General features: G+C 45.6%; 20 protein-coding genes and 1 tRNA gene. 10 read left to right on the top strand and 11 right to left on the bottom strand.

The window, feature by feature from the left end:
* Positions 1-65 precede the first annotated feature (65 nt).
* Positions 66-1,790 (top strand): diguanylate cyclase, encoded by a 1,725-nt coding sequence (locus ACFSKO_RS02555; protein ID WP_380248089.1) that lies wholly within the window; start codon positions 66-68, stop codon positions 1,788-1,790.
* Positions 1,790-3,127 (top strand): DUF2336 domain-containing protein, encoded by a 1,338-nt coding sequence (locus ACFSKO_RS02550; RefSeq protein WP_380248087.1) that lies wholly within the window; start codon positions 1,790-1,792, stop codon positions 3,125-3,127. The genes ACFSKO_RS02555 and ACFSKO_RS02550 overlap by 1 nt, the downstream gene beginning before the upstream one ends.
* A 51-nt stretch (positions 3,128-3,178) precedes the next feature.
* On the opposite strand, the gene argB is transcribed toward ACFSKO_RS02550, so the two are convergent.
* The 6 genes from argB to rpmH form a co-directional block, all read right to left on the bottom strand.
* Positions 3,179-4,087, bottom strand: coding sequence for an acetylglutamate kinase (gene argB, locus ACFSKO_RS02545; RefSeq protein WP_380248085.1), 909 nt, complete (start codon positions 4,085-4,087; stop codon positions 3,179-3,181).
* A gap of 146 nt (positions 4,088-4,233) precedes the next feature.
* Positions 4,234-4,929, bottom strand: coding sequence for a ribosome biogenesis GTP-binding protein YihA/YsxC (yihA, locus tag ACFSKO_RS02540; protein WP_380248082.1), 696 nt, complete (start codon positions 4,927-4,929; stop codon positions 4,234-4,236).
* Positions 4,930-5,058: 129 nt separating this feature from the next.
* On the bottom strand, positions 5,059-6,846 hold the full coding sequence (gene yidC / locus ACFSKO_RS02535; protein ID WP_380248080.1) for a membrane protein insertase YidC: 1,788 nt from the start codon (positions 6,844-6,846) through the stop codon (positions 5,059-5,061).
* Between the two features lie 11 nt (positions 6,847-6,857).
* The gene (yidD, locus tag ACFSKO_RS02530; RefSeq protein WP_380248078.1) at positions 6,858-7,127 is read right to left on the bottom strand and encodes a membrane protein insertion efficiency factor YidD; all 270 of its coding nucleotides are present in this window, start codon (positions 7,125-7,127) and stop codon (positions 6,858-6,860) included.
* Positions 7,128-7,153: 26 nt separating this feature from the next.
* Positions 7,154-7,564, bottom strand: coding sequence for a ribonuclease P protein component (gene rnpA, locus ACFSKO_RS02525; RefSeq protein WP_380248076.1), 411 nt, complete (start codon positions 7,562-7,564; stop codon positions 7,154-7,156).
* Between the two features lie 4 nt (positions 7,565-7,568).
* On the bottom strand, positions 7,569-7,703 hold the full coding sequence (gene rpmH / locus ACFSKO_RS02520) for a 50S ribosomal protein L34 (protein ID WP_083921781.1): 135 nt from the start codon (positions 7,701-7,703) through the stop codon (positions 7,569-7,571).
* Positions 7,704-8,071: 368 nt separating this feature from the next.
* Between rpmH and ACFSKO_RS02515 the strand changes: the two genes are divergently transcribed.
* From ACFSKO_RS02515 to ACFSKO_RS02505, 3 genes are all read left to right on the top strand, one after another.
* Positions 8,072-8,806: a TVP38/TMEM64 family protein gene (locus tag ACFSKO_RS02515; RefSeq protein WP_380248073.1), complete on the top strand. Its 735-nt coding sequence runs from the start codon at positions 8,072-8,074 to the stop codon at positions 8,804-8,806.
* A 109-nt stretch (positions 8,807-8,915) separates the two neighbouring features.
* The gene (locus ACFSKO_RS02510; protein ID WP_380248071.1) at positions 8,916-10,331 is read left to right on the top strand and encodes a dihydrolipoyl dehydrogenase family protein; all 1,416 of its coding nucleotides are present in this window, start codon (positions 8,916-8,918) and stop codon (positions 10,329-10,331) included.
* A 52-nt stretch (positions 10,332-10,383) separates the two neighbouring features.
* A complete protein-coding gene (locus ACFSKO_RS02505) occupies positions 10,384-11,808 on the top strand; it encodes a sensor histidine kinase (RefSeq protein WP_380248069.1) in 1,425 nt (474 codons plus the stop codon).
* Positions 11,809-11,810: 2 nt separating this feature from the next.
* Here the strand turns inward: ACFSKO_RS02505 and ACFSKO_RS02500 are convergent, their stop codons facing one another.
* Complete coding sequence (locus ACFSKO_RS02500) at positions 11,811-12,278, bottom strand: GNAT family N-acetyltransferase (RefSeq protein WP_380248067.1); 468 nt, start codon at positions 12,276-12,278, stop codon at positions 11,811-11,813.
* Between the two features lie 5 nt (positions 12,279-12,283).
* A complete protein-coding gene (locus tag ACFSKO_RS02495; protein WP_380248065.1) occupies positions 12,284-13,489 on the bottom strand; it encodes a class I SAM-dependent rRNA methyltransferase in 1,206 nt (401 codons plus the stop codon).
* Between the two features lie 315 nt (positions 13,490-13,804).
* Between ACFSKO_RS02495 and panC the strand changes: the two genes are divergently transcribed.
* Positions 13,805-14,662 (top strand): pantoate--beta-alanine ligase, encoded by an 858-nt coding sequence (gene panC, locus ACFSKO_RS02490; RefSeq protein WP_380248063.1) that lies wholly within the window; start codon positions 13,805-13,807, stop codon positions 14,660-14,662.
* Between the two features lie 22 nt (positions 14,663-14,684).
* Here the strand turns inward: panC and gpt are convergent, their stop codons facing one another.
* On the bottom strand, positions 14,685-15,164 hold the full coding sequence (gpt, locus tag ACFSKO_RS02485; protein ID WP_380248061.1) for a xanthine phosphoribosyltransferase: 480 nt from the start codon (positions 15,162-15,164) through the stop codon (positions 14,685-14,687).
* A gap of 108 nt (positions 15,165-15,272) precedes the next feature.
* On the bottom strand, positions 15,273-16,028 hold the full coding sequence (locus tag ACFSKO_RS02480) for a TSUP family transporter (protein ID WP_380248059.1): 756 nt from the start codon (positions 16,026-16,028) through the stop codon (positions 15,273-15,275).
* 218 nt (positions 16,029-16,246) lie between these two features.
* On the opposite strand from ACFSKO_RS02480, the gene ACFSKO_RS02475 reads away from it, so the two are divergent.
* Entirely contained in the window at positions 16,247-17,839 is a 1,593-nt protein-coding gene (locus ACFSKO_RS02475) for a gamma-glutamyltransferase family protein (protein ID WP_380248057.1), read from the top strand.
* An 88-nt stretch (positions 17,840-17,927) separates the two neighbouring features.
* On the opposite strand, the gene ACFSKO_RS02470 is transcribed toward ACFSKO_RS02475, so the two are convergent.
* On the bottom strand, positions 17,928-19,088 hold the full coding sequence (locus ACFSKO_RS02470; protein WP_380248055.1) for a hypothetical protein: 1,161 nt from the start codon (positions 19,086-19,088) through the stop codon (positions 17,928-17,930).
* 304 nt (positions 19,089-19,392) lie between these two features.
* Between ACFSKO_RS02470 and ACFSKO_RS02465 the strand changes: the two genes are divergently transcribed.
* The 3 genes from ACFSKO_RS02465 (at position 19,393) to rfbB (ending at position 21,421) form a co-directional block, all read left to right on the top strand.
* Positions 19,393-19,469, top strand: a tRNA-Arg gene (locus ACFSKO_RS02465).
* A gap of 355 nt (positions 19,470-19,824) precedes the next feature.
* Positions 19,825-20,274, top strand: coding sequence for a response regulator (locus ACFSKO_RS02460; protein ID WP_380248053.1), 450 nt, complete (start codon positions 19,825-19,827; stop codon positions 20,272-20,274).
* A gap of 79 nt (positions 20,275-20,353) precedes the next feature.
* Positions 20,354-21,421, top strand: coding sequence for a dTDP-glucose 4,6-dehydratase (gene rfbB, locus ACFSKO_RS02455; RefSeq protein ID WP_380248051.1), 1,068 nt, complete (start codon positions 20,354-20,356; stop codon positions 21,419-21,421).
* Positions 21,422-21,455: the final 34 nt, after the last annotated feature.

The following is a 21,455-nucleotide window of genomic DNA, read 5'->3' as shown; positions in this document are numbered from 1 at the left end:
TTTAAGTACGTGTTAACTGGACTCCGATAAACTTGGCGTAAAGTTGTTACGAGGGGTAGCAATGTATGCTTCACCAAGAAAATAATAATATTATCAAGAGTGGTACTTTGCCCAATAAAAATGATAAGGATCACTGGGGGTTAGTCGTTCCAGGCGGGCCGTTTTCTGACTTTCCTGGTGCTGTTGTGCTGGTGGAAAGCAATGGGGCTGTTTCCAGTTCTAATGAACAGGCTGAATTGCTATGCAAGTTCATCAACCGAGGTGGATCTGATGAGTATCGGGAGGCCTTGAAATCAGCCTTGAATGGCAAAGCCGCTCAGGTAAATCCTTTACTCATCCGCGCGGAGAAGAAAGAAACAAGTAAAGTTCTTGCTGCTTTTGATCTCGCGCTGCTTCCTTGGGATGGAGGCCGTGCTGCTCTTCTCCTTGGCAGGAATATTTCGTTAGAAAGAAACCTACGTGCTGCTTTAATCGAATCCCGGCAACGTTACCGTGACCTTTTGGAAGCTTCTTGTGATTTTGCTTGGGAAACCGATATTGATGGTGTCATCACCTTTATCACGCCCGACGGAGGATTAGGTTACTCTGCTTCAGAGCTTGCAGGGTCAAAAATTACGCAACTTTTTGTAGATTTGTCTTCTGCAGTGACCAATCCTTTTTCCTGCAAGGTTCCTTGTTCTGAAGAGGAGGTTTGGGTCAAAGATAGTTATCGTGACGAACGCTGTCTTGTGATTACATCTATGCCGCTTTGGAGTGATGAGGAAATTTGGCATGGGAACAGAGGGTTTTGCCGGGATATAACAAGACTTCGCAAAGAAGAGATGCTACGCGCTGATGAAATTCACCGAGAACGTATTTATAATCGAATTCTTGAAATCGCTCGAAGTGAGATGGTTCCCGTTCGGATGCTTGCCTCCACGGCTTCTTGTCTAATACCTGCTTTGCCCGTAGATGCGGTAATGATCAGCCATTTTGATGGTGAAATTTGGCAAGCTGTTGCCGAAGAGGGTGAAGCTTTACAATTAGATGCGATAGCCAGGGTTCAGACAGCATTGGAGATGGGAGAAACTGTTTATCAAGAAACCAGTACTGATGGCGTGCTTGTCGCTATAAGTACGAAATTTAGAGATCAAGCCAATGGCGCTATCTGCCTGTGGCGTAAAGGTGAGAATGCCAATTGGTCCTCAGGGGAGGCCGAACTCCTTCAAAGAGTCCAGTCCCAAATAGGAATCTCTCTTCAACAATTTGGTCACCATCGAGAATTGCAAACACTATCGAGCACAGACCCGCTGACCGGACTGTTGAACAGGCGCCATTTTGAACACTTATTATCAGGGTTCTTGGAAGATAACGTGGGGGATGAGCGCACACATTTGTTGCTTTATCTTGATCTGGATAACTTTAAGTACGTGAACGATGCTTATGGGCATCAAGAAGGTGATAAGGTGCTAAAGGATTTTGCAGAAGTATTAAAACACAAAACGCGGCGCCATGATTGGCTGGCCAGACTTGGAGGCGATGAGTTTGCCATTTTCCTTCCTGTGGTTCGTGAAGAAGAAGCCGCGAGTAAAGCTCAAGACCTATTGGAGGCTTTGATCCCTGCATTTTCACGCGATGATGATCATGAATGGTCCCTCAGTGCTTCTGTGGGTGGTTACCTATTTAGGGCACGTGAAGGTCAAGAGCTCTCAGATTTGTTTTTACATTCAGATGAAGCAATGTACAGGGTGAAACGGTCTGGGAAAAACGGTGTTTATGTTGTTAAAGAGAAACTGGATGGGGTTGGTTGATGAGTGATCCAACTGATAATCTTGGTGATGATGTTGTGGATGGGTCAGAGGTTAGACCTATAGGTAGACCAGAGGATGGGAAGGTAATGCAAACAGCATTTGCATATGAAGACGCAAAAAAGATGGCCGAGAGCGATGATGGAGAGGTTCGCCTTTCTCTTGCGAAACAGACGAATATACGGCCTGAACTCCTTTATTTCCTTGCTGATGATAAGGTTCCTGCAGTTCGACAAGCGATCGCTTCAAATGTATCCACCCCCATACAGGCGGACTATGTTCTTGCGAAAGATAAAGATGCCAAGGTAAGGGAGGAGCTTGCGGATAAGATTGCGAACTTGGCACCAGAATTAGATCCCAAAACACAACGAAAAGCACATGAGTATGTCATAAAAACCTTGAAGGTTCTCATTAAAGACCAGGAGAGTAAGGTACGCACGATACTCTCGGGCGCGCTTAAAGATCTCGACACTATTCCTGTGGCTTTAGTCCGACAACTTGCCATGGATGAGAACGAAGCTGTTTCCTCACCTATATTGCAGTACTCTCCGATTCTCACCGACGATGACCTACTTAAATTAATCTGGGATGGTGTTCGCGGGGGACGGCTTAAAGCTATTTCCCGGCGAGCTAATATTGGTGAAAAAATAACAGATGCGATCGTTGAAACTGATGATCATGACGCGATCGCTTCTTTATTGGATAACCAAAGTGCACAAATCAGAGAAGAAACTCTTGATCGACTTGTTGAACAAGCACCTGGGGTGGAGATTTGGCATAAACCCTTGGTCAAAAGGCCTAAGTTATCTGCTCTATCGTTGAAGCGTTTGGCGGGTTTTGTGACTGAAACCCTTCTGGAAGGCCTTCTGGATCGACCGGGGCTTGATGCTGATGTTTCAACTGCGATTGGTCTGGAAGTTAGAAAACGTGTAGCCGCGGAAGATGTTCTTGATGAAAAAGATATTAATGATGTGGATGATCAAGCCATTCAAGATGAAGTAAGGAAACTAAATAAGTCAGGAAAATTAACGGAAGAACTAATTACCACCCGTCTTCATTGTGGTGATCGCGAGTTCGCAATACACGCTTTGGCACTGAAAGCTGATTTACCGGCCAAGATTGCACGACGAATGGTTCTGTCGCGAGCGGCTAAAACAGTGGTGGCACTCGTCTGGAAAGCTGGGTTTTCGATGGAACTTGCCAGTCTTGTACAGCTTCGATTGGCAGGGATTCCACCACAACAGTCGATTAAGGCTGATGAAGACGGAAATATTCCGATACCAGACAAGGAGCTGGATTGGCAGATCACGCTTTATCTCGACGATAGCGAGTTACCGTAATTGATCAAATATATGGTGGTTTTATTTATGATTAAAAAGGATTGAGTTTGCTCAATCCTTTTTAATCAGTGTACCGATACCACAATCTGTAAAAATCTCGAGCAACATGGAGTGAGCGACCCGTCCGTCAAGAATGACTGCCGCGTCAACCCCTCCGTTCACAGCATTAATACAAGTTTCAAGCTTCGGGATCATTCCGCCACTAATGGTCCCGTCTTTTCTCAACTCATGTGCCTTTGCGACGGTTATATCCGAAATGAGAGCACCTTCTTTGTCTAAGACACCTGCTACATCCGTCATTAGCAGTAAGCGGGATGCGCCCACCGCGGCAGCAATGGCTCCAGCAGCGGTATCTGCATTGATGTTGTAGGTTTCTCCATTCGGACCAAAACCAATTGGTGCGATGACAGGGATCATGCCTGACTTATTGAGTTCTTCAAGAAAGCTGGGATTGATTTCTTCTGGTTCGCCAACAAAGCCAAGATCTAAAACTTTTTCAATATTTGAATCTTCGTCTTTTACCGTTCTTTGCAGTTTCCGTGCTTTGATCAGGCTGCCATCTTTACCTGACACACCAACGGCAGTTCCGCCTGCTTTGTTAATTGCTGCGGTGATGCCTTTGTTGATTTTACCAGAGAGTACCATCTCAACAATTTCAACAGTTTCAGCGTCCGTAACTCGTAGGCCGTCGATAAACTCGCTATTTACGGCAAGACGTTTGAGCATCTCCCCTATTTGTGGGCCACCGCCATGAACCACGATGGGGCTTATACCGACTTGTTTAAGTAAAACGATGTCGTGGGCAAATTTATCAGCAAGCTCTGCATCTCCCATCGCATGACCACCGTATTTTATGACAACTTTACGCCCTGAATATCGGCGCATAAACGGTAAGGCCTCTGAAATCGTCTGTGCTGTCCGCAGCCACTTTCTTGGGTCCTTAGCGTGTTTTGTTGTCATAGTTGGCGACCTTTGTGTTGTTTTAACATATAGGATGAAAATTTTCGGTGTTTTGGATGTTGAAATTATCAGTCCTAGATGATTATCCTATTATTTCAAGCTTATAGCGAAATTTACATCGTGGGAAAACCGTGATGCCGCGAACGTTATGCTTCTGTAAGGGCAGCAATGCTCGCTCTAAGTTCTGGAATACCTGTAGATTTAACAGAAGATGTTTTAATTATTTGCGGGTGAGATGCAGGGTGTTTTGCTAATTCTGTAATGAGGTTTTTTTCAACCTTGTCTAAATCGGCAGGTTTTATTTTATCTGTTTTAGTCATAATGATTTGATAGGAAACGGCGCAAGTATCAAGTTCATCCATAATTTCTCTGTCACTGTCTTTTGCGCCGTGACGAGAATCAATAAGTAAAAATATGCGCTTTAATTCTGCTCTGCCACGCAAATAATTACGAGTCAAATTGGTCCAGTAGGCGATATCTGATTTCGAAGCTTGGGCATAGCCGTAACCAGGTAGGTCAACAAGCATGAGTTTTTGGCCAAGATCAAAAAAGTTGAGCTGACGTGTCCGACCTGGCGTGTTGGATGTTCTAGCTAGTGTTTTTCTGCCTGTTAGGGCATTGACAAGACTAGACTTTCCAACATTTGATCTGCCTGCAAAAGCAATTTCTGGGAGGCCGAAATTACCGATGTGCTCATCTTTGGTTGCGCCAAGGATAAAATCACATGATTGGGCAAAGAGTAGGCGACCGGATTCTACCAGTTGAGGATCATCTCCCGGATTGTCGAAAGTAATCCCTGAGGTCGGGGTGTCGTCAGTCACGTGTTTCTCCTGTCGTGCCATGGCCTGTGTGGCGTGGTGATCTTGTCTTTGGATATGAATAATCCTTGCGGCAACACACAGCAAGAAATAAAGGAAAAGGCCCCGATAGTCATCTATCGAGGCCTTTGTTCAGTAGGGTTGCTTTATGAACTAGCTTTTACTCGGTGCTGGTGTGCGCCCGAGGGATACGCCAGCCTTTTTCATAATTACAGCCTGTTGTAATAGTGAAAGCAAGTTGTTCCATGTCCAGTAAATGACCAGGCCAGCCGGGAAGGTTCCGAGCAGGAAGGTAAAGAACAATGGCATGAACAGGAATACTTTCGCTTGAATTGGATCGGCAGGCTGGGGGTTAAGCTGCTGTTGCAAGAACATAGAAATACCCATGAGTACTGGCCAGATACCAATGTTCAAGAAAGCAATCATTGTATCAGCTTCTGGGATACCCCATGGCATCAAACCAAAGACGTTAAACAAAGATGTTGGATCTGGAACAGAGAGATCATGAATCCAGCCATAGAACGGAGCCTGTCGCATCTCAAGCGTTACAAATAGGACTTTGTATAGAGAGAAGAAAATTGGAATTTGCACGACGATTGGCAAACACCCAGCCATCGGATTGACCTTCTCCTGCTTGTAGAGCGTCATCATTTCCTGATTAAGTTTCTGACGATCTTCGCCAAACTTCTCTTTCAACAACACAATTTTAGGCTGAAGCTTTCTCATCTTGGCCATGGAAACGTAGGATTTGTTTGCCAGTGGAAAGAGGATCATTTTGATGAAGACAGTCAGTGCCATAATTGACAGGCCGACATTGCCGATAATGCTGGTCAACCAATGAAGAGCATAGAAGAAAGGTTTGGTGATGTAGTAGAACCAGCCAAAATCAACTGCAAGATCGAGATCTTGTATACCTAGTTTTTCATTGTAGGCGTCGATGAGAGGAACTTCCTTAGCTCCAGCAAAAAGATTGCTGTCGAATTCTAGATTTTGACCGGGCTCAACAGTTTCGACATTGTAAAAATAGTCGGTTTGATATCTATCAGGGCCGTTCTTACCATTGTAAAAGAATCTGCTGTTGATCTCTTTATTTTGGTCAGGAATGAGAGCTGTCAGCCAATACTTGTCTGTAATTCCGATCCATCCACCTGTAGACGGAATTTTTATTTCCTTGTCTTCTTGAAGATCTGAATAATCAACTTCAGTCAGGCTGCCACCAAGGACTCCAATCGGTCCTTCGTGAAGGATGTAATAACCAAGAGTTTCGGGGGTGCCTGTCCGGGAAACGCGGCTGTAAGGCGTAATTTCAACGGGTTGCCCTGATGAGTTTTCAACATTTTGTTTAATGTTGATCATGTAGCCATCATCAATTTTGAGGGTTCGTTTGAAGGAGAGCCCCTGACCATTGTTCCAGGTTAGAGTAACCGGGGTGTCTGGTGTTAAGTTTGTATTTGTTGTTTCCCAAATGGTTTTGTTGTTTGGGAGAGACAAGCTCCGGTCATTCGAGAGCCATCCAAAATCGGCATAATAAGGATTTTGAGTTCCGGCTGGAGAGAGAAGAACGACATTGGGGCTGTCATCCTCAATGGTCTCTTGATAATTTTTTAAAACCAGATCATCAACACGTCCGCCAACCAGTGAGATACTGCCACTTACAGTTGGGGTGTCTATGGTAATGCGTTTGCTGTTCGCGAGGGCTTCATCTCTTGGTAAGCCTTGAATGCGATTTAGCAAATTGTCTGTGCCACCGGGTAAATCGGGAATGTTACCTTCAGAACCGACAGGCGTCTGGTTTTGTGCTTGTTGTTGAGCCGCTTCTCTTGCTGCAATTTGCTCTGGTGAAGGCGGGAAGAAGTATTCCTGCGCAAATGTCCACCCAAAGAGAATGACTGCTGACAGGACAACAGCAATAACAATGTTACGTTGATCTTCGTTTTGCATCTGTGATCGGCTCAACGGTTGTTCGTGGCTTCGCAATCATGGTGATGATCGCAGCCAGATGGTTCTGGTACAGGGTCAAAACCGTGGCCACCCCAAGGGTGGCAGCGGGAGAGACGTTTTAAAGCTAACCAGCCTCCCTGCAATGCGCCGTGCGTGACAATTGCCTCGCTTGCGTATTGGGAGCATGTAGGGTGGTATCGGCAGCTTGCGGGAGTATAGGGAGAGATTCCATATTGGTACAGCTTTACAAAACCAAGTAGGAGCGCACTTAATATTTTCAATATCGTGTTCTCCTTTACTATTGGTTTTATGCCTGAGGCTTTTGTTTGCCTGAAGCCTTTGTACGATCTGTTTTTACCCGCTGCAGGGAAAAAATAAGATCCTTTTTTAGGTCTTCATAAGTGCGAAAGATTGATGTCTTTCGTCCTATCAATACATAGTCGTGTCCAGCTTTCCCATATTCGGAAAGTAATTCGGCTGCAACGGCGCGTAATCTACGTTTAACCCGATTTCGTATGACGGCATTACCAACTTTTTTGGTTACCGTGAAACCAATGCAAATGGCGTCAGACCTAGAAAGATCTTCTGAGTTAGAAGTACTTTCAGGTTGACGCCGCATGGCTTGAAGAATCAAGCCGGGTGTGACCCATTTATTATGCGTCGCTGCTACCCGAAGAAATTCGGATCGCTTTTTGAGCTTTCCGATCTCGGGTATCATAGTCTTAAGCGGATAGACGCTTACGACCTCTTGCGCGACGGTTAGCTAATACACGGCGACCGCCGACTGTAGCTTTACGTGCGCGAAAGCCATGGCGGCGTTTACGTACCAATACGCTCGGCTGAAAAGTGCGCTTCACTGTAATTCTCCGTTATCCGGAAGGTTATCGAAAATAGTGGTGGGTGTATAAGCGGGCACCGGGCATCTGTCAACGCCTGTAACCTAGATTCCGTGGATTCCTTTGAAATCAGAGACTTTTTTCTCAAGAGTTCGGGAAAACCAAACAAAAGCGGATTCTTTATAGCCACCGTTGGACACTACTTAGCAATGTTCGCTATCAAGGGACAGCCCTAAATTATGATTTTTATCCTTAAAGAGATCATATTCGGCGTATTTAATACATATAAGTGCTCTCGGTCGATCACATCCCTGTGTGAAGTGCTTGATAGACTTGTTTTTTTAGTATTCCTACAAAACTATATATTCATGACAAATATAGATGACACGATGACCAGACCTGAAAATAAAGATAAAATGCCGGTTCTTATGATTAAACGTTTACTTCCTCTCCTTATATTGGTGGTAGGATTGTTGGTTGTTTATTCTTTTGGTTGGCATGAGTTTTTAAGTTTTAGTGCTCTGCAGGAAAATCGGGAAGTATTAGACGGATTCGTTCGTGAGCGGGGCTTAATTGCTGTTCTTGCTTTTATCGGGCTCTATACGGTTGTGGTTGCCTTCTCGATACCGGGTGGGTCGTTCTTGACGATCGCAGGCGGGTTTTTGTTCGGGTCTTTACTGGGAGGAAGCTATGCCATCATGGCGGCGACCCTTGGTTCTACACTTGTGTTTCTTGCTGCAAAGTCGGCTTTTCGAGATTTCTTCCACAAAAGGGCCAAAGGATATCTGCGGGCAATGGAGGCAGGTTTTCATGAGAATGAATTGAGTTATCTTCTCGTTTTACGTCTCGTACCGTTGTTTCCTTTTTGGTTGGTTAATCTTGTCCCTGCATTTGTAGGAGTGTCTCTTCGCAATTATGTAGTGGCGACGTTTATCGGAATTATTCCAGGTACTTTTGTCTATGCAAGTGTAGGCAATGGGCTGGATGCTTTATTCCGATCTGGCGGGACTCCCGACCTTGGCATTATTCTAAAGCCGGAAGTTCTTCTTCCTATCCTTGGGTTGGCCTTGTTGTCGCTTATCCCTGTTGTCTACAAAAAATTCTACAAAGAAAAACGAACGTAATCTCTTAATAAATTTGAGAATGTGAACGCAGGACATTAATGCCAGGGTATTAATTTATGGTAGTTAATGTCGTTATGCGATTGATGACGTGAATTGATAGAGGTTGAGAATGATTAAAACGGATATCTGCGTTATTGGAGCTGGATCAGCTGGATTATCTATCGCCGCAGGCGCTGTTCAAATGGGGGCTGATACGGTTCTCGTTGAATCTGGCAGAATGGGAGGGGATTGCTTAAACTATGGCTGTGTGCCTTCCAAAGCTCTTCTGACAGCAGGAAAAGCAGCGCGTCATTGGAAAAAGGCCAAAGATTTTGGCGTTGATTACCAGACGCCACAGATCGACTTTCAAGCCGTACATGATCATGTGAAAGGGGTGATTGCCGATATTGAGCCTCACGATTCTGTTGAAAGATTTGAAGAGCTTGGCGTAAGGGTTGTACAGGCAAAGGGAGAGTTTCTGGATCCTAAGACTCTTAAAGTAGGGGAGGAGACTGTTCAGGCGCGTCGTTTTATTATCTCAACGGGGTCACGGGCCATGGTGCCTCCGATCAAGGGAATTGATAGAGTCTCTTATCTTACAAATGAATCCGTTTTCGATCTTACAGATTTACCCAAAAAACTCATTGTTGTGGGTGGCGGCCCCATCGGATGTGAATTGGGACAGGCGTTCCATAATCTAGGAAGCCAAGTCACGATCGTTGAGATGGCGACGATCATGCCAAAGGATGATACTGATCTTGTTGAAGTTGTTAGAAGTCGTCTCCAGGCCGATGGTTTGGCAATTATGGAAAACACAAAAGTACTTTCTGCCAGTCAAAATACAAATGGGATTGTACTGAGAGTTGAAGAAGATGGTGTAGAAAAAGAACTTAAAGGAAGTCATCTTCTCTTGGCAGCAGGTCGAGCCCCGAATGTTGAAAACTTGAACCTCGAAGCTGCAGGCATTGACTATGAGCGTCAAGGTATAGTTGTTGATAAAAGGCTACGTACCTCCAACAAGAAAATTTATGCCGCCGGGGATGTGACCGGAGGTTACCAATTTACTCATATGGCGGCCTATGATGCCGGAATTATCATACGAAATGCTCTGTTTCGATTGCCTGCAAAAGTTTCGTACAACGCAGTCCCATGGGTAACCTATACTGATCCAGAATTGGCGCAGGTTGGTTTATCCGAGAATGATGCTACGAAGACAGGGCAAGAGTACCGTGTGCTGACCTGGGCTTATGCGGACAATGATCGGGCGCGGGCGGAAAGACGTACAGAGGGCAAAGTTAAAGTTATCGTTAGTAAAAAGGGCAAGATACTCGGGGCATCTATTGTGGGGTTGCAGGCTGGTGAGTTGATTTTGCCTTGGTGTTTGGCTCTTTCAAAAGGATTGAAAATTGGTGATGTGGCCAATGTTATTGCACCCTATCCAACTCTTTCGGAGGTAAGCAAAAGAGTGGCTGGGAGTTATTACACAGAGTCCCTTTTTAGCGATCGAGTGAAGATGATTGTTAGGTTCCTCTCAAAGTTCGGGTAGGGATTCGTGGCCAAGTTTTGAAACCTATACTTTTGTGAGATATAATTGATTCATGCCGCCTAAACTCCAATTACCACCTTTTATGACAAGCCTGTCAGCAAAGCTTTTGATTTTGACTGCGATGTTTGTACTGCTGGCGGAGATTTTGATTTTCGCGCCTTCTATTGGGCGCTTCAGGTTGGTTTATCTACAAGAGCATTTGGCTGATGCGCACCTGGCGATCCTGGCGCTTGATGCCACTGATGATATGATGGTTGGTGAGGACCTTGAAAAGGAACTCTTGAGTCACGTTAATGCCCTTTCGGTTGTTTTGAAAAGACCCGGTCAGGGTAAGTTGATGCTAATGAACGGTGCTGATGTTGAAGTCGATGCCACGTACGATCTACGTGAAGAAAGTTTCTTTGGCCTGATAAAGGATGCTTTTGTTGTATTGGCTCAATCACGCCATCGTATTCTGCGCGTCATTGGGCCTTCACCAAAGAATAAGGACGTTCTGGTCGAGGTGGTGATGAGTGAAGCGCCATTGCGTATGGACATGTTTGACTATTCCTGGCGTATTTTGGCCCTGTCTCTTGGAATTGCCTTGATGACGGCGGCTTTGGTCTTTCTCAGTCTTCACAGGCTTTTGGTTCAGCCTCTCAGGCGTATTACCCGCAATATGATTACTTTTAGGGAAGCTCCTGAGGATGTTACGGGGGTGATAAAACCTTCGAAACGTATGGACGAGATAGGGGTTGCTGAGAGAGAGTTATCTTCTATGCAAGGATCACTTCAAGAATCTCTTGGGCAGAAAACGCGACTGGCCGCAATTGGCACAGCCGCGGCAAAGATTAATCACGATTTACGAAACGGACTTGCCACAGCCAGACTGATTTCCGATCGTTTGAACCGGAGTGAAGATCCAGAAGTACGCGAAGTTGCCCCAGTTCTGCTTTCAGCTATAGATCGGGCCGTTCACATTTGTGGACAAATGTTAAATTTCTCCAAAGAAGGTAAGCCACAGCTTGATATCATGGAGTTTGATCTCCATGAACTTACGGGGGAAGTTGCGGATACAATAGATGTTGCCGAGAGTGTCGATTTAACGGTTTGTAACTATATCCCGCCTGGAACTTATGTGTCGGGGGATAGAGAGCAGCTTTACAGGGTGTTTGAGAACCTTGCACGAAATGCCGAGCAAGCTGGAGCCTCGACCGTGGATATTCGACTTCAAAAAGAGATCGATTGTTTCATCGTTTCAATTGCAGACGATGGTTCCGGAATTCCACCGGAAATTAGGAATAATCTCTTTAAACCCTTTAAGGGTTCGACGCGTAAGGATGGATCAGGTTTGGGGCTTGCGATTACACGGGATTTAATGCGTGCGCATGGCGGCGATATTTGGCTTGATACATCAGAACTTGGTGGTGCTTGTTTCTGTCTGGAACTCCCGATTAGACAGGGTGTCACCGATGAAAAGTTCGAATTGTTCGGTTGATCCTACAGTCTGGAGAGTTTGGTATTCATTAAAAATTTTTGAGAAGATTTTTCTCCAAAGGATTCTGTGACCTGCCACCCCATCCCCTTATATATATTGGGGGATGTTGTATAGAGGAATAAATGGTCTTCGCCGCGACTACGGGCAAAGTCTTCAACCATGGCGACAAGCTTTCTCGCAATACCCCGACATCGATACTCAGGGACAACATAGAGGGCGGCCAACCAGGGACGATACTGTTTGTAGTTCTCGTGATCATTCTCGATCAAAAGTACCGTCCCTATTGGCTTATTTCTTGAGAGAGCAACGAAAGCTTGTTCAATGTTTCCCTTGTTTGTCATACTTTTATAACCAGCAATAACACGCTCTCTCGTCCATCCGTAATTTTTCCCCCAAGTCATGTACTCCCAATTAGCACAGGTTTCTATGCAATCAGGATAGTTTCTGAGGAAATCTACTTTGATGGTCATGTTTATCAATCGAGAGTATAGAGTTGGAGTTTTAAGTACTCTGATTCAGGTAAAAAAGGATGGACAGGGTGGTCAGGACCTGCACCACGGGTAAAGAGCAGGCGTGATGTTCTCGTGGCATCGAGAAGGCCTTTACGCATTTGATCTGCGAAATTATCAATGTCCATGTGGTGGGAACAGGACGCGGCAACCAGATATCCACCGGGTTTGACGAGCTTGGCTGCCAGGCGAGCAAGTTTTCGATATCCTTTTGATCCCTGTTGAAGATCCTTTTTACTCTTAACAAAAGCGGGAGGATCTACGATGACGAGATCGAACGTGACCCCCTCATTTGCAAGTTTGGCGAGATAGTTAAACACCTCAGCTTTAACAAATGTGCACTTATCTGCGACGCCGTTTTCAGCGGCCGCCATTGCTGCAAGGTCGAGTGCAGTTTGGCTGCGATCAACCGTCATGACAGACTTTGCACCGGCAAGAGCTGATTGTACGGTGAAACCACCCGCGAATGAATAACAATCGAGAACGTCCGCATCTTTGGCAAAACTTGCTGCAAGTTTTCTGTTGTCCCGTTGATCAAAGAACCAACCAGTCTTTTGACCTTCTTGAAGCTCTGCGAAGAATGTTGCGTCGTGTTCAATGACTTTGATCGGGCCGTTTAGCTCTCCTTTGACCACTTTATCGTAACATTCCAAACCTTCGAGCAATCGTGAAGGTGTGTCGTTTCGTAATACGACTGTCTTTGGGTCGAGAACTTTATCTAAAGCCGCGAGGAGAGTTGGTAGAAGATTCTCAATACCTGCGGTGTTAACCTGGAGAACAAGTGTATCGCCATAGCGATCGATAATGGTTCCCGGGAGACCGTCGGCTTCGGCGTGGATGAGTCGGTAATAAGGGACGTTGAAGAGGGTGTCTCTAAGTGTCAAAGCACGCTTAAGAATGGCAACAAAGAAATCTTCATCAATTATTGCCTTGGCACTAGTGCTGAGCAATCGTGCGGAAATCAAAGGTTGGCGGTTGTATATTGCCGTACCCAAAGGTTGGCCATCGTTGGCTTCGATCCTAACGACCACACCAGGTTCCAACAGCTTGGTCTTTGCCGTTATTTCGATCTCGTTGGAAAAGACCCAGGGGTAACCGTTTAACAGGCGTTTTTGGGCTTTGGGTCTCAAGCGAATGGTCGGACGTTCTTGAAGATCGAGAGCGGGGCTCATGTGAGTACCTTTGTTATCGTCATTAGGTGTTTGGGCGCAGTCTAGCTATATAGGCGTCGGCTGCAAGCTTGACCTCTTATCCTACAGTAATGAAAGAGGTTTAGTCGTAAACGAGTGGTTTTGTCATGGTGCTAGAATGGAAAAGAGCGATTCGCATCTTTCACAATTAGGCGTATTATTGCGATGCAATATGGCCTTTGCTAATCTGCACAGATGAAGCAATTGTCTGTCGCGTAGGCATTGTCTATAAGGCTTGGGTCTATAAGGTCTGGCTCTACGGTGCGAGCTCAGAAATCGGCTCAAAAGGGGCAGTAAATGATTATCGTGAAATCAAAACGGGATTTAAAGTCCCTTATTGGCAGCTGGAAAGCAAAAGGCGAAGAGCACGGCGTTGTTATGACGATGGGAGCTCTTCATGAAGGCCATCTGGCTCTTGTTGATGCAGCAAACAAAGATAATGACCGGGTGATCGCGACGATCTTTATCAACCCGCGCCAGTTCGATAATAAGGCTGATCTGGAAACCTACCCTATCGACACAAATGAAGATCTTCGAAAACTCAAAGCTTCTGGTGTAGACGCGGTCTACTTACCTCAGGTGGGGGAAATTTATCCCGTAGGATACAGTACGACTGTCTCTGTTGCTGACATGCAGGATTGTCTTTGCGGTGCCACACGTCCGGGACACATGGATGGCGTGACAACTGTTGTGTCCAAGTTACTGATTCAAACCAACCCCGATCGTGCTTATTACGGTCAGAAAGATTTTCAACAGTTTCTTTTGATCCAACGTGTAGCTCGAGATCTTGATCTGATGGTCGATGTCATTGGTGTGCCGACGATTCGAGAAGAAGATAACCTTGCATTATCATCTCGAAACAGGCGTTTAAATACAGAGCAGCGAAAAATAGCCCCGACTCTTTTTAAAGTTGAGAGCGCGATAGCTGATCTTCTTATTCAAGGTGAAGCAGTGGACCACGTCCTCGAGTGGGGACGGAATTATATTTTAGAGGCTGGCTTTGAAAAAGTCGATTACCTCGAGTTAAGATCCGAAGAAAATCTTACTTTGATAACCGATAGCTCTTCCAAAGAAGAGAGATTAAGCAGCCGCGTATTTGTTGCGGCATGGATGGGCAATATCCGGCTGATTGATAATTTACCGATCAGCCGGTAGAGCCGGTATTCTCGAAAACAGCTTAGTCGTATTTGCCTTGGACGAGTGGCGGTACTGTCTGTAGAGCGAGATCCCATGGGAAGTAAATCCAAGTATCTTGGCTGACTTCCGTGATAAAGCTATCAACAATATCTTTGCCTGCGGGCTTTGCGTATAAAGTTGCAAAGTGTGCGTCGGGCATCATTTCTCGTACAGCACGGGCTGTTTTTCCTGTATCAACGAGGTCGTCAACAATAAGCCAGCCTTTGCTTTCTTTGGGTGCTTCTTTGAGGACCTTCAGTTCACCTTGCTTGTTTTCGCTTGAATAGCTGACGATGCAAACGGTGTCGATTAGGCGAATATCAAGCTCACGGGCAATGATGGCTGCTGGGACGAGGCCACCGCGCGTTACTGCAAGAATTCCTTTGAAGGGGCCTTGGCTCATAAGACGCCAGGAAAGGGCCTTGGCATCACGATGTAGTTGTTCCCAGGAAACAGGGAATGTTTTTGGTTGTTCAGACACGATACACGACTCCAATTTTGGATGATGCGGGAATAAAGCAGAACTGGCAGAGAATCTCAACCTTTAGAAATTGGTTTGTTATTCTATGGAATGACTAATACATACAATTTAATGTAAAAGGGGAGCGCCGATCGATGAAGCTGAACTCAAGGCCAGTATGAAAAAAGCAATGGTTCTTAGTCGTTCAGGAGAGAAGCTGTGACCTAATTTAACGCCTAGGTGTGAGCCTAAAGCAATGAGTGGTGAAAATGCTAGTCCATATAGCATCGGCGTAAGGATACTGTCTCCGAGTACATAATAGAGTACCACAACATTTATGGGGGCGCTCGCCAGGAAGCTGGCAAAAAGAAAACTACGTATTTGGGGATTGGACCATTTATGCGCCATAACCCAAAGGACAATGGGTGGACCGCCAACGGCTATTAGTCCTGCGCTATATCCACTCGCCGAAAAGGCGAGGAATGACCAGAATGGGTGAAGCTTTTCCTTCGGGGAAGGGCGAACAATGATCTGTACGGCGACAATAGCTAAAATCAATCCTCCGACCAATTGTTCAATTGTCGATTTTTCAATCGTACTGCTAATATATCCGAGAGTAATAATGCCAAGCGGTAGAGTGATATGTCGGATAATAGTCCCTTTTATTAGGGGTTCGGATTGAATATGCGTTCGTAATTTAAAGACACCGACGAGAAGTTGTGCAAGTCCGGCTGTTAACAGCAAGGGAACGGTGAACGTCAGGTCAATTCCGAGTAACATAAGGAAAGTAAGAGCAAAAAGGCCAAATGCGAATCCAACGGCACCTTGAATAAGGCTGGCTACAAAAAGAATTACGGCGACATAGGGCAAAAGTTCTGGCGACACAATTTTGCTTTCATTTTATTATTTTAAGAATAATTTTTCATTCGCAATCGAGGTTTGGTTCAGCTTTGATTGGTTGGACCAAAATGTATATAATGATTTTCCACCAAACACACGGTTCTGATCAGTCATAGGATTGCGATAGATGTGGTGCTCTGAAGCATTTTTTCTGTCGGGTCAACTAATCTCGACCGCAATGATAAAATGAACGGACAGGCTTTATGCTTAATTCTCCTCAAAGCTATCGAGGAATGGTTACTTCACCACACCACCTTGCGTCACAAACCGGCCTTTCCATTTTGCGTGAGGGCGGGAATGCCATAGAGGCCGCCGTAGCTATGGCGGCCACGGTTGCAGTCGTTTATCCTCATATGAACGGGATTGGTGGGGATGCTTTTTGGCTGATACATCAGCCGGGGGCCACCCCAATCGCAATTGAGGCTTGTGGGCGTTCTGGTACAAAGGCAGCGCCGGAATTTTTTCGTGAACGCGGTCATGAGCGCATGCCACAAGATGGTCCTCTTTCCGCAAATACTGTGGCAGGAACGGTTGGAGGCTGGCAATTAGCGTTATCAACGTCTGATAAGTGGGGAGGGAAGTTTTCTCTGGAACGCCTGCTGGAAGAATCGGTTTATTACGCTGAAAAGGGATTCGCACTTACTGCAGGTCATGAAGCATCTTTAATCAAACGCAAACCGATTGTTTCAGAGCAACCCGGCTTCGCGGATGTTTATTTAAATAAAGATGGAGGTGTTCCAAAAGCGGGCACGCGCCAGGTTCAGCCAGCGTTGGCTGAAACGTTAAAGAGATTAGGGCGGGTAGGGTTAAGTGATTATTACACAGGAAAAATAGCCAAAAGCATCTGTGCTGATCTTGCTAAGTTGGATTCTCCGGTGGTTCTCGGTGATTACAATGCATATAGGGCGAGAGAAGTGAAGCCGCTGAGTAGCCAGTTATCCTGCGGCACGGTCTATAATCTTCCGCCGCCAACGCAGGGGTTAACTACTTTGATGATTCTTTCCATGTTTGATCGCATGGGAGTTTCTGAGGCAGATGGATTCGAATATCTGCATGCAATGGTCGAGATCACAAAACAGGCACACATTATACGTGATCGTGAAATTGCGGCTCCGGAAAGAATGGCAGAAAATGCAGAACTCTATCTGAGTGACAAAGATCTCGTGGCACGACTCATGAATGTTGATAAAGCTAAGGCCTTGCCCTGGCCTCTTGATCGGCAAGAGGGGGACACGATCTGGCTAGGAGTGATGGACGCTCAAGGGCGTTCTGTCAGTCTTATTCAAAGTACCTACAAACCTTTTGGTTCAGGGGTCGTCTTGCCAGGTACGGGGATACTTCAGCAAAACAGAGGAAGCAGTTTTTCTCTTAATCCAGAGATGCCACGCGCTATAGCGCCTAATCGACTACCGTTTCATACCCTTAATCCTGCAATGGCTATCTTAAAAGATGGCAGAGTAATGACTTATGGGTGTATGGGGGGCGACGGACAGCCACAGACTTTAGCGGCATTGTTTAGCCGTTATGCGATGTTTGGCCAGGGCTTGCAAAGCTCGATCACTGCGCCGCGTTGGTTTATTGGCCGATGCGAGAAGGCTGACTTTGTTGACGTTCAGGTCGAAGGCCGATTTGCCGATAATGTTATAACTCAGATGCGTCAAGCGGGGCATAACATAAAGGTTCTTGATAATTTCTCAGAAGAAATGGGACACGCGGGAGCTATTGTCCGGCACACTGATGGTCGATTCGAAGGGGCAACCGATCCTCGCAGCGATGGTGCTGTTGTCGGCTTTTGATGGCAGATAGGTTTTTCAGCCCCGTTCTAAATTGACATAAAAAAAGCGGCGCATTGTGCGCCGCTTTTTTATTAGATCTTATGCCACATTACCGCTGGTAAACATGAACCTCGGGAACTTGAGCGCCGGGGTTACTTGTTGATGATAGCGAAACATGCGAGGCAGGGAGACCGAGCTTCGTCAGTGAGCGCATAACATCTTCACCATATTTACGGGATTTGCTGGTTGCGAGTGCAATTTGTGCAGAGTTACCGCGAGCAGGTGCAACTGTTACAAGGTCAAAGGCAGAGCTTGGACGCCGATCAAGTGCGCGACTGACGGCCGTAAAGAGAGCCTGCTCATAATTGACGTTTGGTTGATCGAAGCGAATGATTGCCAAAGGAGGCTGACGTCCGACAAGACCAGCTGGACCGCCAGGCGGGGGAGGTACAGGAACACCAAATGTCCGACTACCTAAGTTACCACCAATGAACTCGCCATTATCTACGGCAACTTGAAGAGCCGTTAGATTTGTACGTTCAGCAGAAAAGTAATTCTGTGTTCGAGCAATATCTTCAGTCAGCTCGTTCATAAGACGATCGAGTATCACAACTGTTTGGTTGGCCTCATCTTCTAGAACAGATAGCTGGTTGTGATCTTCATCAAGAGCACCGCGTAGCTCATAAGTTGAGCCGGCAGAATCAAGAACAAATGCTGCGAGAGCAGATGTTGCAGCTGATTCATTAGACAAACTGTTTAAATTTGTAATGCTTGCTCCAACTTGTTCTAGTTCTTCCTGCGCCTTATTCCAGCCGTTCACCATCTGGGGATTTCCCGGAGTAGTGCCAACCTGAAGACGCGTGTTCATCGCAGCGATGATAGAGTGATAGGTGCCCGCACTACTGCGCGCATTGTTACGCTGTGTTTGCAGATTGTTATTGTGATGGATCAAACGGGCTTGAAGACGAGAAAGATCGCCTCTCAGCTCTTCGATTTTTTTACCAACATGAGTACCTGTCGGTTGACCTGGTGTAACACCAGGTGCTTCGAAAATCGTTGATCCAAGTAACGGCAAGCCAGATAGGACTTCAGATGAAGTCGCAATTGAATCAGGGGCAACCGCTGCAGATGCAGCAGCCGTAGCCACTTCTTCAGGCGTGTCTTCTCCAACGATAGAAGGCCATAAGGCTTCTTCGGTGAAAGAGCAGCCGCTCAAGAACATGACCGTTGCTAAGATAGAAACGGTGTTACGCAAAACAGAGGATTTCATGGATCCCATAGAAAAGTCCGCACTGTTGATTGTGATCAGCCAAGAAAACCTTATAAAATATCTACTTAAAGATTGGGTAAAAACGCCCTATAAGATAGAAAAGTTGACCAACCCCCCAAAATACTAAGGGCAGATACTACTTGAACCGAGTCCGAGGGACAAGAGTTTTCCAACCATAGAATTGTGAGTTAGTGGTAAGAATAAAAAAAAATCAAAATATTCAATTTTATGCTTGCGTAGTTTCATAACCCGGAGTAACTTCCGCCTCGTTTTCAGGGGTTCAACTCTGAAGACATTTTGGAATGCACCCGTAGCTCAATTGGATAGAGCACTTGACTACGAATCAAGAGGTTTCAGGTTCGAGTCCTGACGGGTGCACCATTTTGAAAAAGCCCGGCCTAAAGCCGGGCTTTTTGATTCTTAAAAATCATACGCTCCAATTTTTCTTAATTATTATTGTAAAATACAGGTGTGATTTTGGGGGAGCATCTGTTGTGAAAAAAATAAATAAAAGAATTTCTCAGGTTTCTACAAAATTTTCCTTAATACATTCTTATCGTAAAGTGATGTTCTTGAGTTTGGTTCTGTACCGACGAGATATTTTAATGGTTTGTTGTTGGAAGAATGCTTTTACTCTTTTGGTTTTAATAGATCAGAGGTTATAAAGATGGTTAATGCGGGGTGAAACTTTTTAAGGCCTCGTTTTTGGAAGCTCTTTGTTTGTTGTGAGGAAGATTTGTCTGCTTACAATCTCTCGTCATTAAATATCATGGTTGTTGATGACAGTGTGCATATGTTGCGCATTGTGAAGACGATTTTCTTGGCCATGGGGGTTACGCGTGTTCGATATGTCAGTAGTGTAAAAGAAGCGAGAGCGGAACTTTTACATATGCGACCTGATATAATTATCACGGATTGGGAGATGAGACCTGTTGATGGCTTAAACTTCACGCGTGAATTGCGCAAAGAAGGTGGTTATTTTAGTCGAATTCCAATAATACTCCTTACTGGACATACTGAATATGAACGAGTGATGGAGGCGATACAATCGGGTGTTAGTGATGTACTGGCTAAACCTGTGTCTATCGAGATTCTCCATCGGCGACTTTGCCGAATCGTTGATCTTTCTTCCATGTCAGCCAACGAACCAATGTTGAGCGGTGAAGAGTTTCTGGAAATTGGATGAAAATGTGTGGCGTACAGCACGTAGATTTTGTCGGATACATCAGTATCAAGCTGATTTAATTTATTAAAGTTAGGGACTTATGACTGGATCTTCCTGTATATGGCACGGAAAGAGCGTCCTAATCACTGGTGGTGCAGGGTTTATTGGTTCTGAAATTGTTCGATCTCTTAAAAAATTCAACCCAGCAAAAATTACAGTTCTTGATAAAATGACTTACGCCGCTGATTTGCAGCGGATTGATAGTGGTAAGTCCATTGTTGTTGAAGAGGTTGCTCTTGAAGATGCTGAGGCTGTTCTTGCGACAGTCACAAATGCTAAACCTGACTACATAATCCACTGTGCTGCGGAAAGCCATGTTGATCGTTCTATAGATGGTCCAGACAGCTTTGTAATAAGTAATGTCGTGGGCACCCTTAATCTCCTCCAAGCGGCTTTGAAACATTGGTGCTTGCGGGGGAGCGATAGTGATTTTAGATTCCTTCATATCTCTACAGACGAAGTGTACGGATCTCTGGGGGGCGAAGGTGTGTTTTCTGAGCGAAGCCCTTACAATCCACGATCTCCTTATTCTGCAACCAAAGCTGCTTCGGATCATCTTGTTCAGGCGTGGTTTCATACCTATGGCCTGCCGATAATTATTACCAACTGTGGGAATAATTACGGTCCGTGGCAGTTTCCTGAAAAACTTATCCCCTTAATGATCCTCGCGGCATTAGATCAGAAGCCTCTACCTCTGTATGGAAATGGTGAACAGATTCGCGAATGGATACATGTACGCGACCATGTTCGTGGAATATATGCGGCTCTTGAAATGGGGCGTGTCGGGGAAACCTACCTTATTGGTTCGGGCGAAGAGAAAAGCAATAGGGCTGTCGTTGAGGAAATTTGTGGCTTGTTGGATCAACGATTCCCAGAGAGAGGGGGGCATAATCACTTGATCTCCCATGTGGAGGATCGTCCTGGGCACGATTTCAGATACGCGCTGGATACGGAGAAAATTCAGCGGGAAACTGGGTGGCATCCGCAAGTGTCTTTTAACGAGGGGCTGGCACAAACCCTTGATTGGTACCTTGATATGGAATCGTGGTGGCGTCCACTCTTGAACCAGAAGAATACTGGTGCTCGATTAGGGGTATTCAAACATTAAGTAACTAAGGCCCAGAAGGTTTAGGGCTTAATAC

The organism is Kiloniella antarctica (assembly GCF_042682825.1).
Lineage (GTDB): Bacteria > Pseudomonadota > Alphaproteobacteria > Kiloniellales > Kiloniellaceae > Kiloniella > Kiloniella antarctica.
The sequence above is the reverse complement of the archived record's forward strand: the minus strand, read 5'-3'. Positions and strand labels throughout refer to the sequence as shown.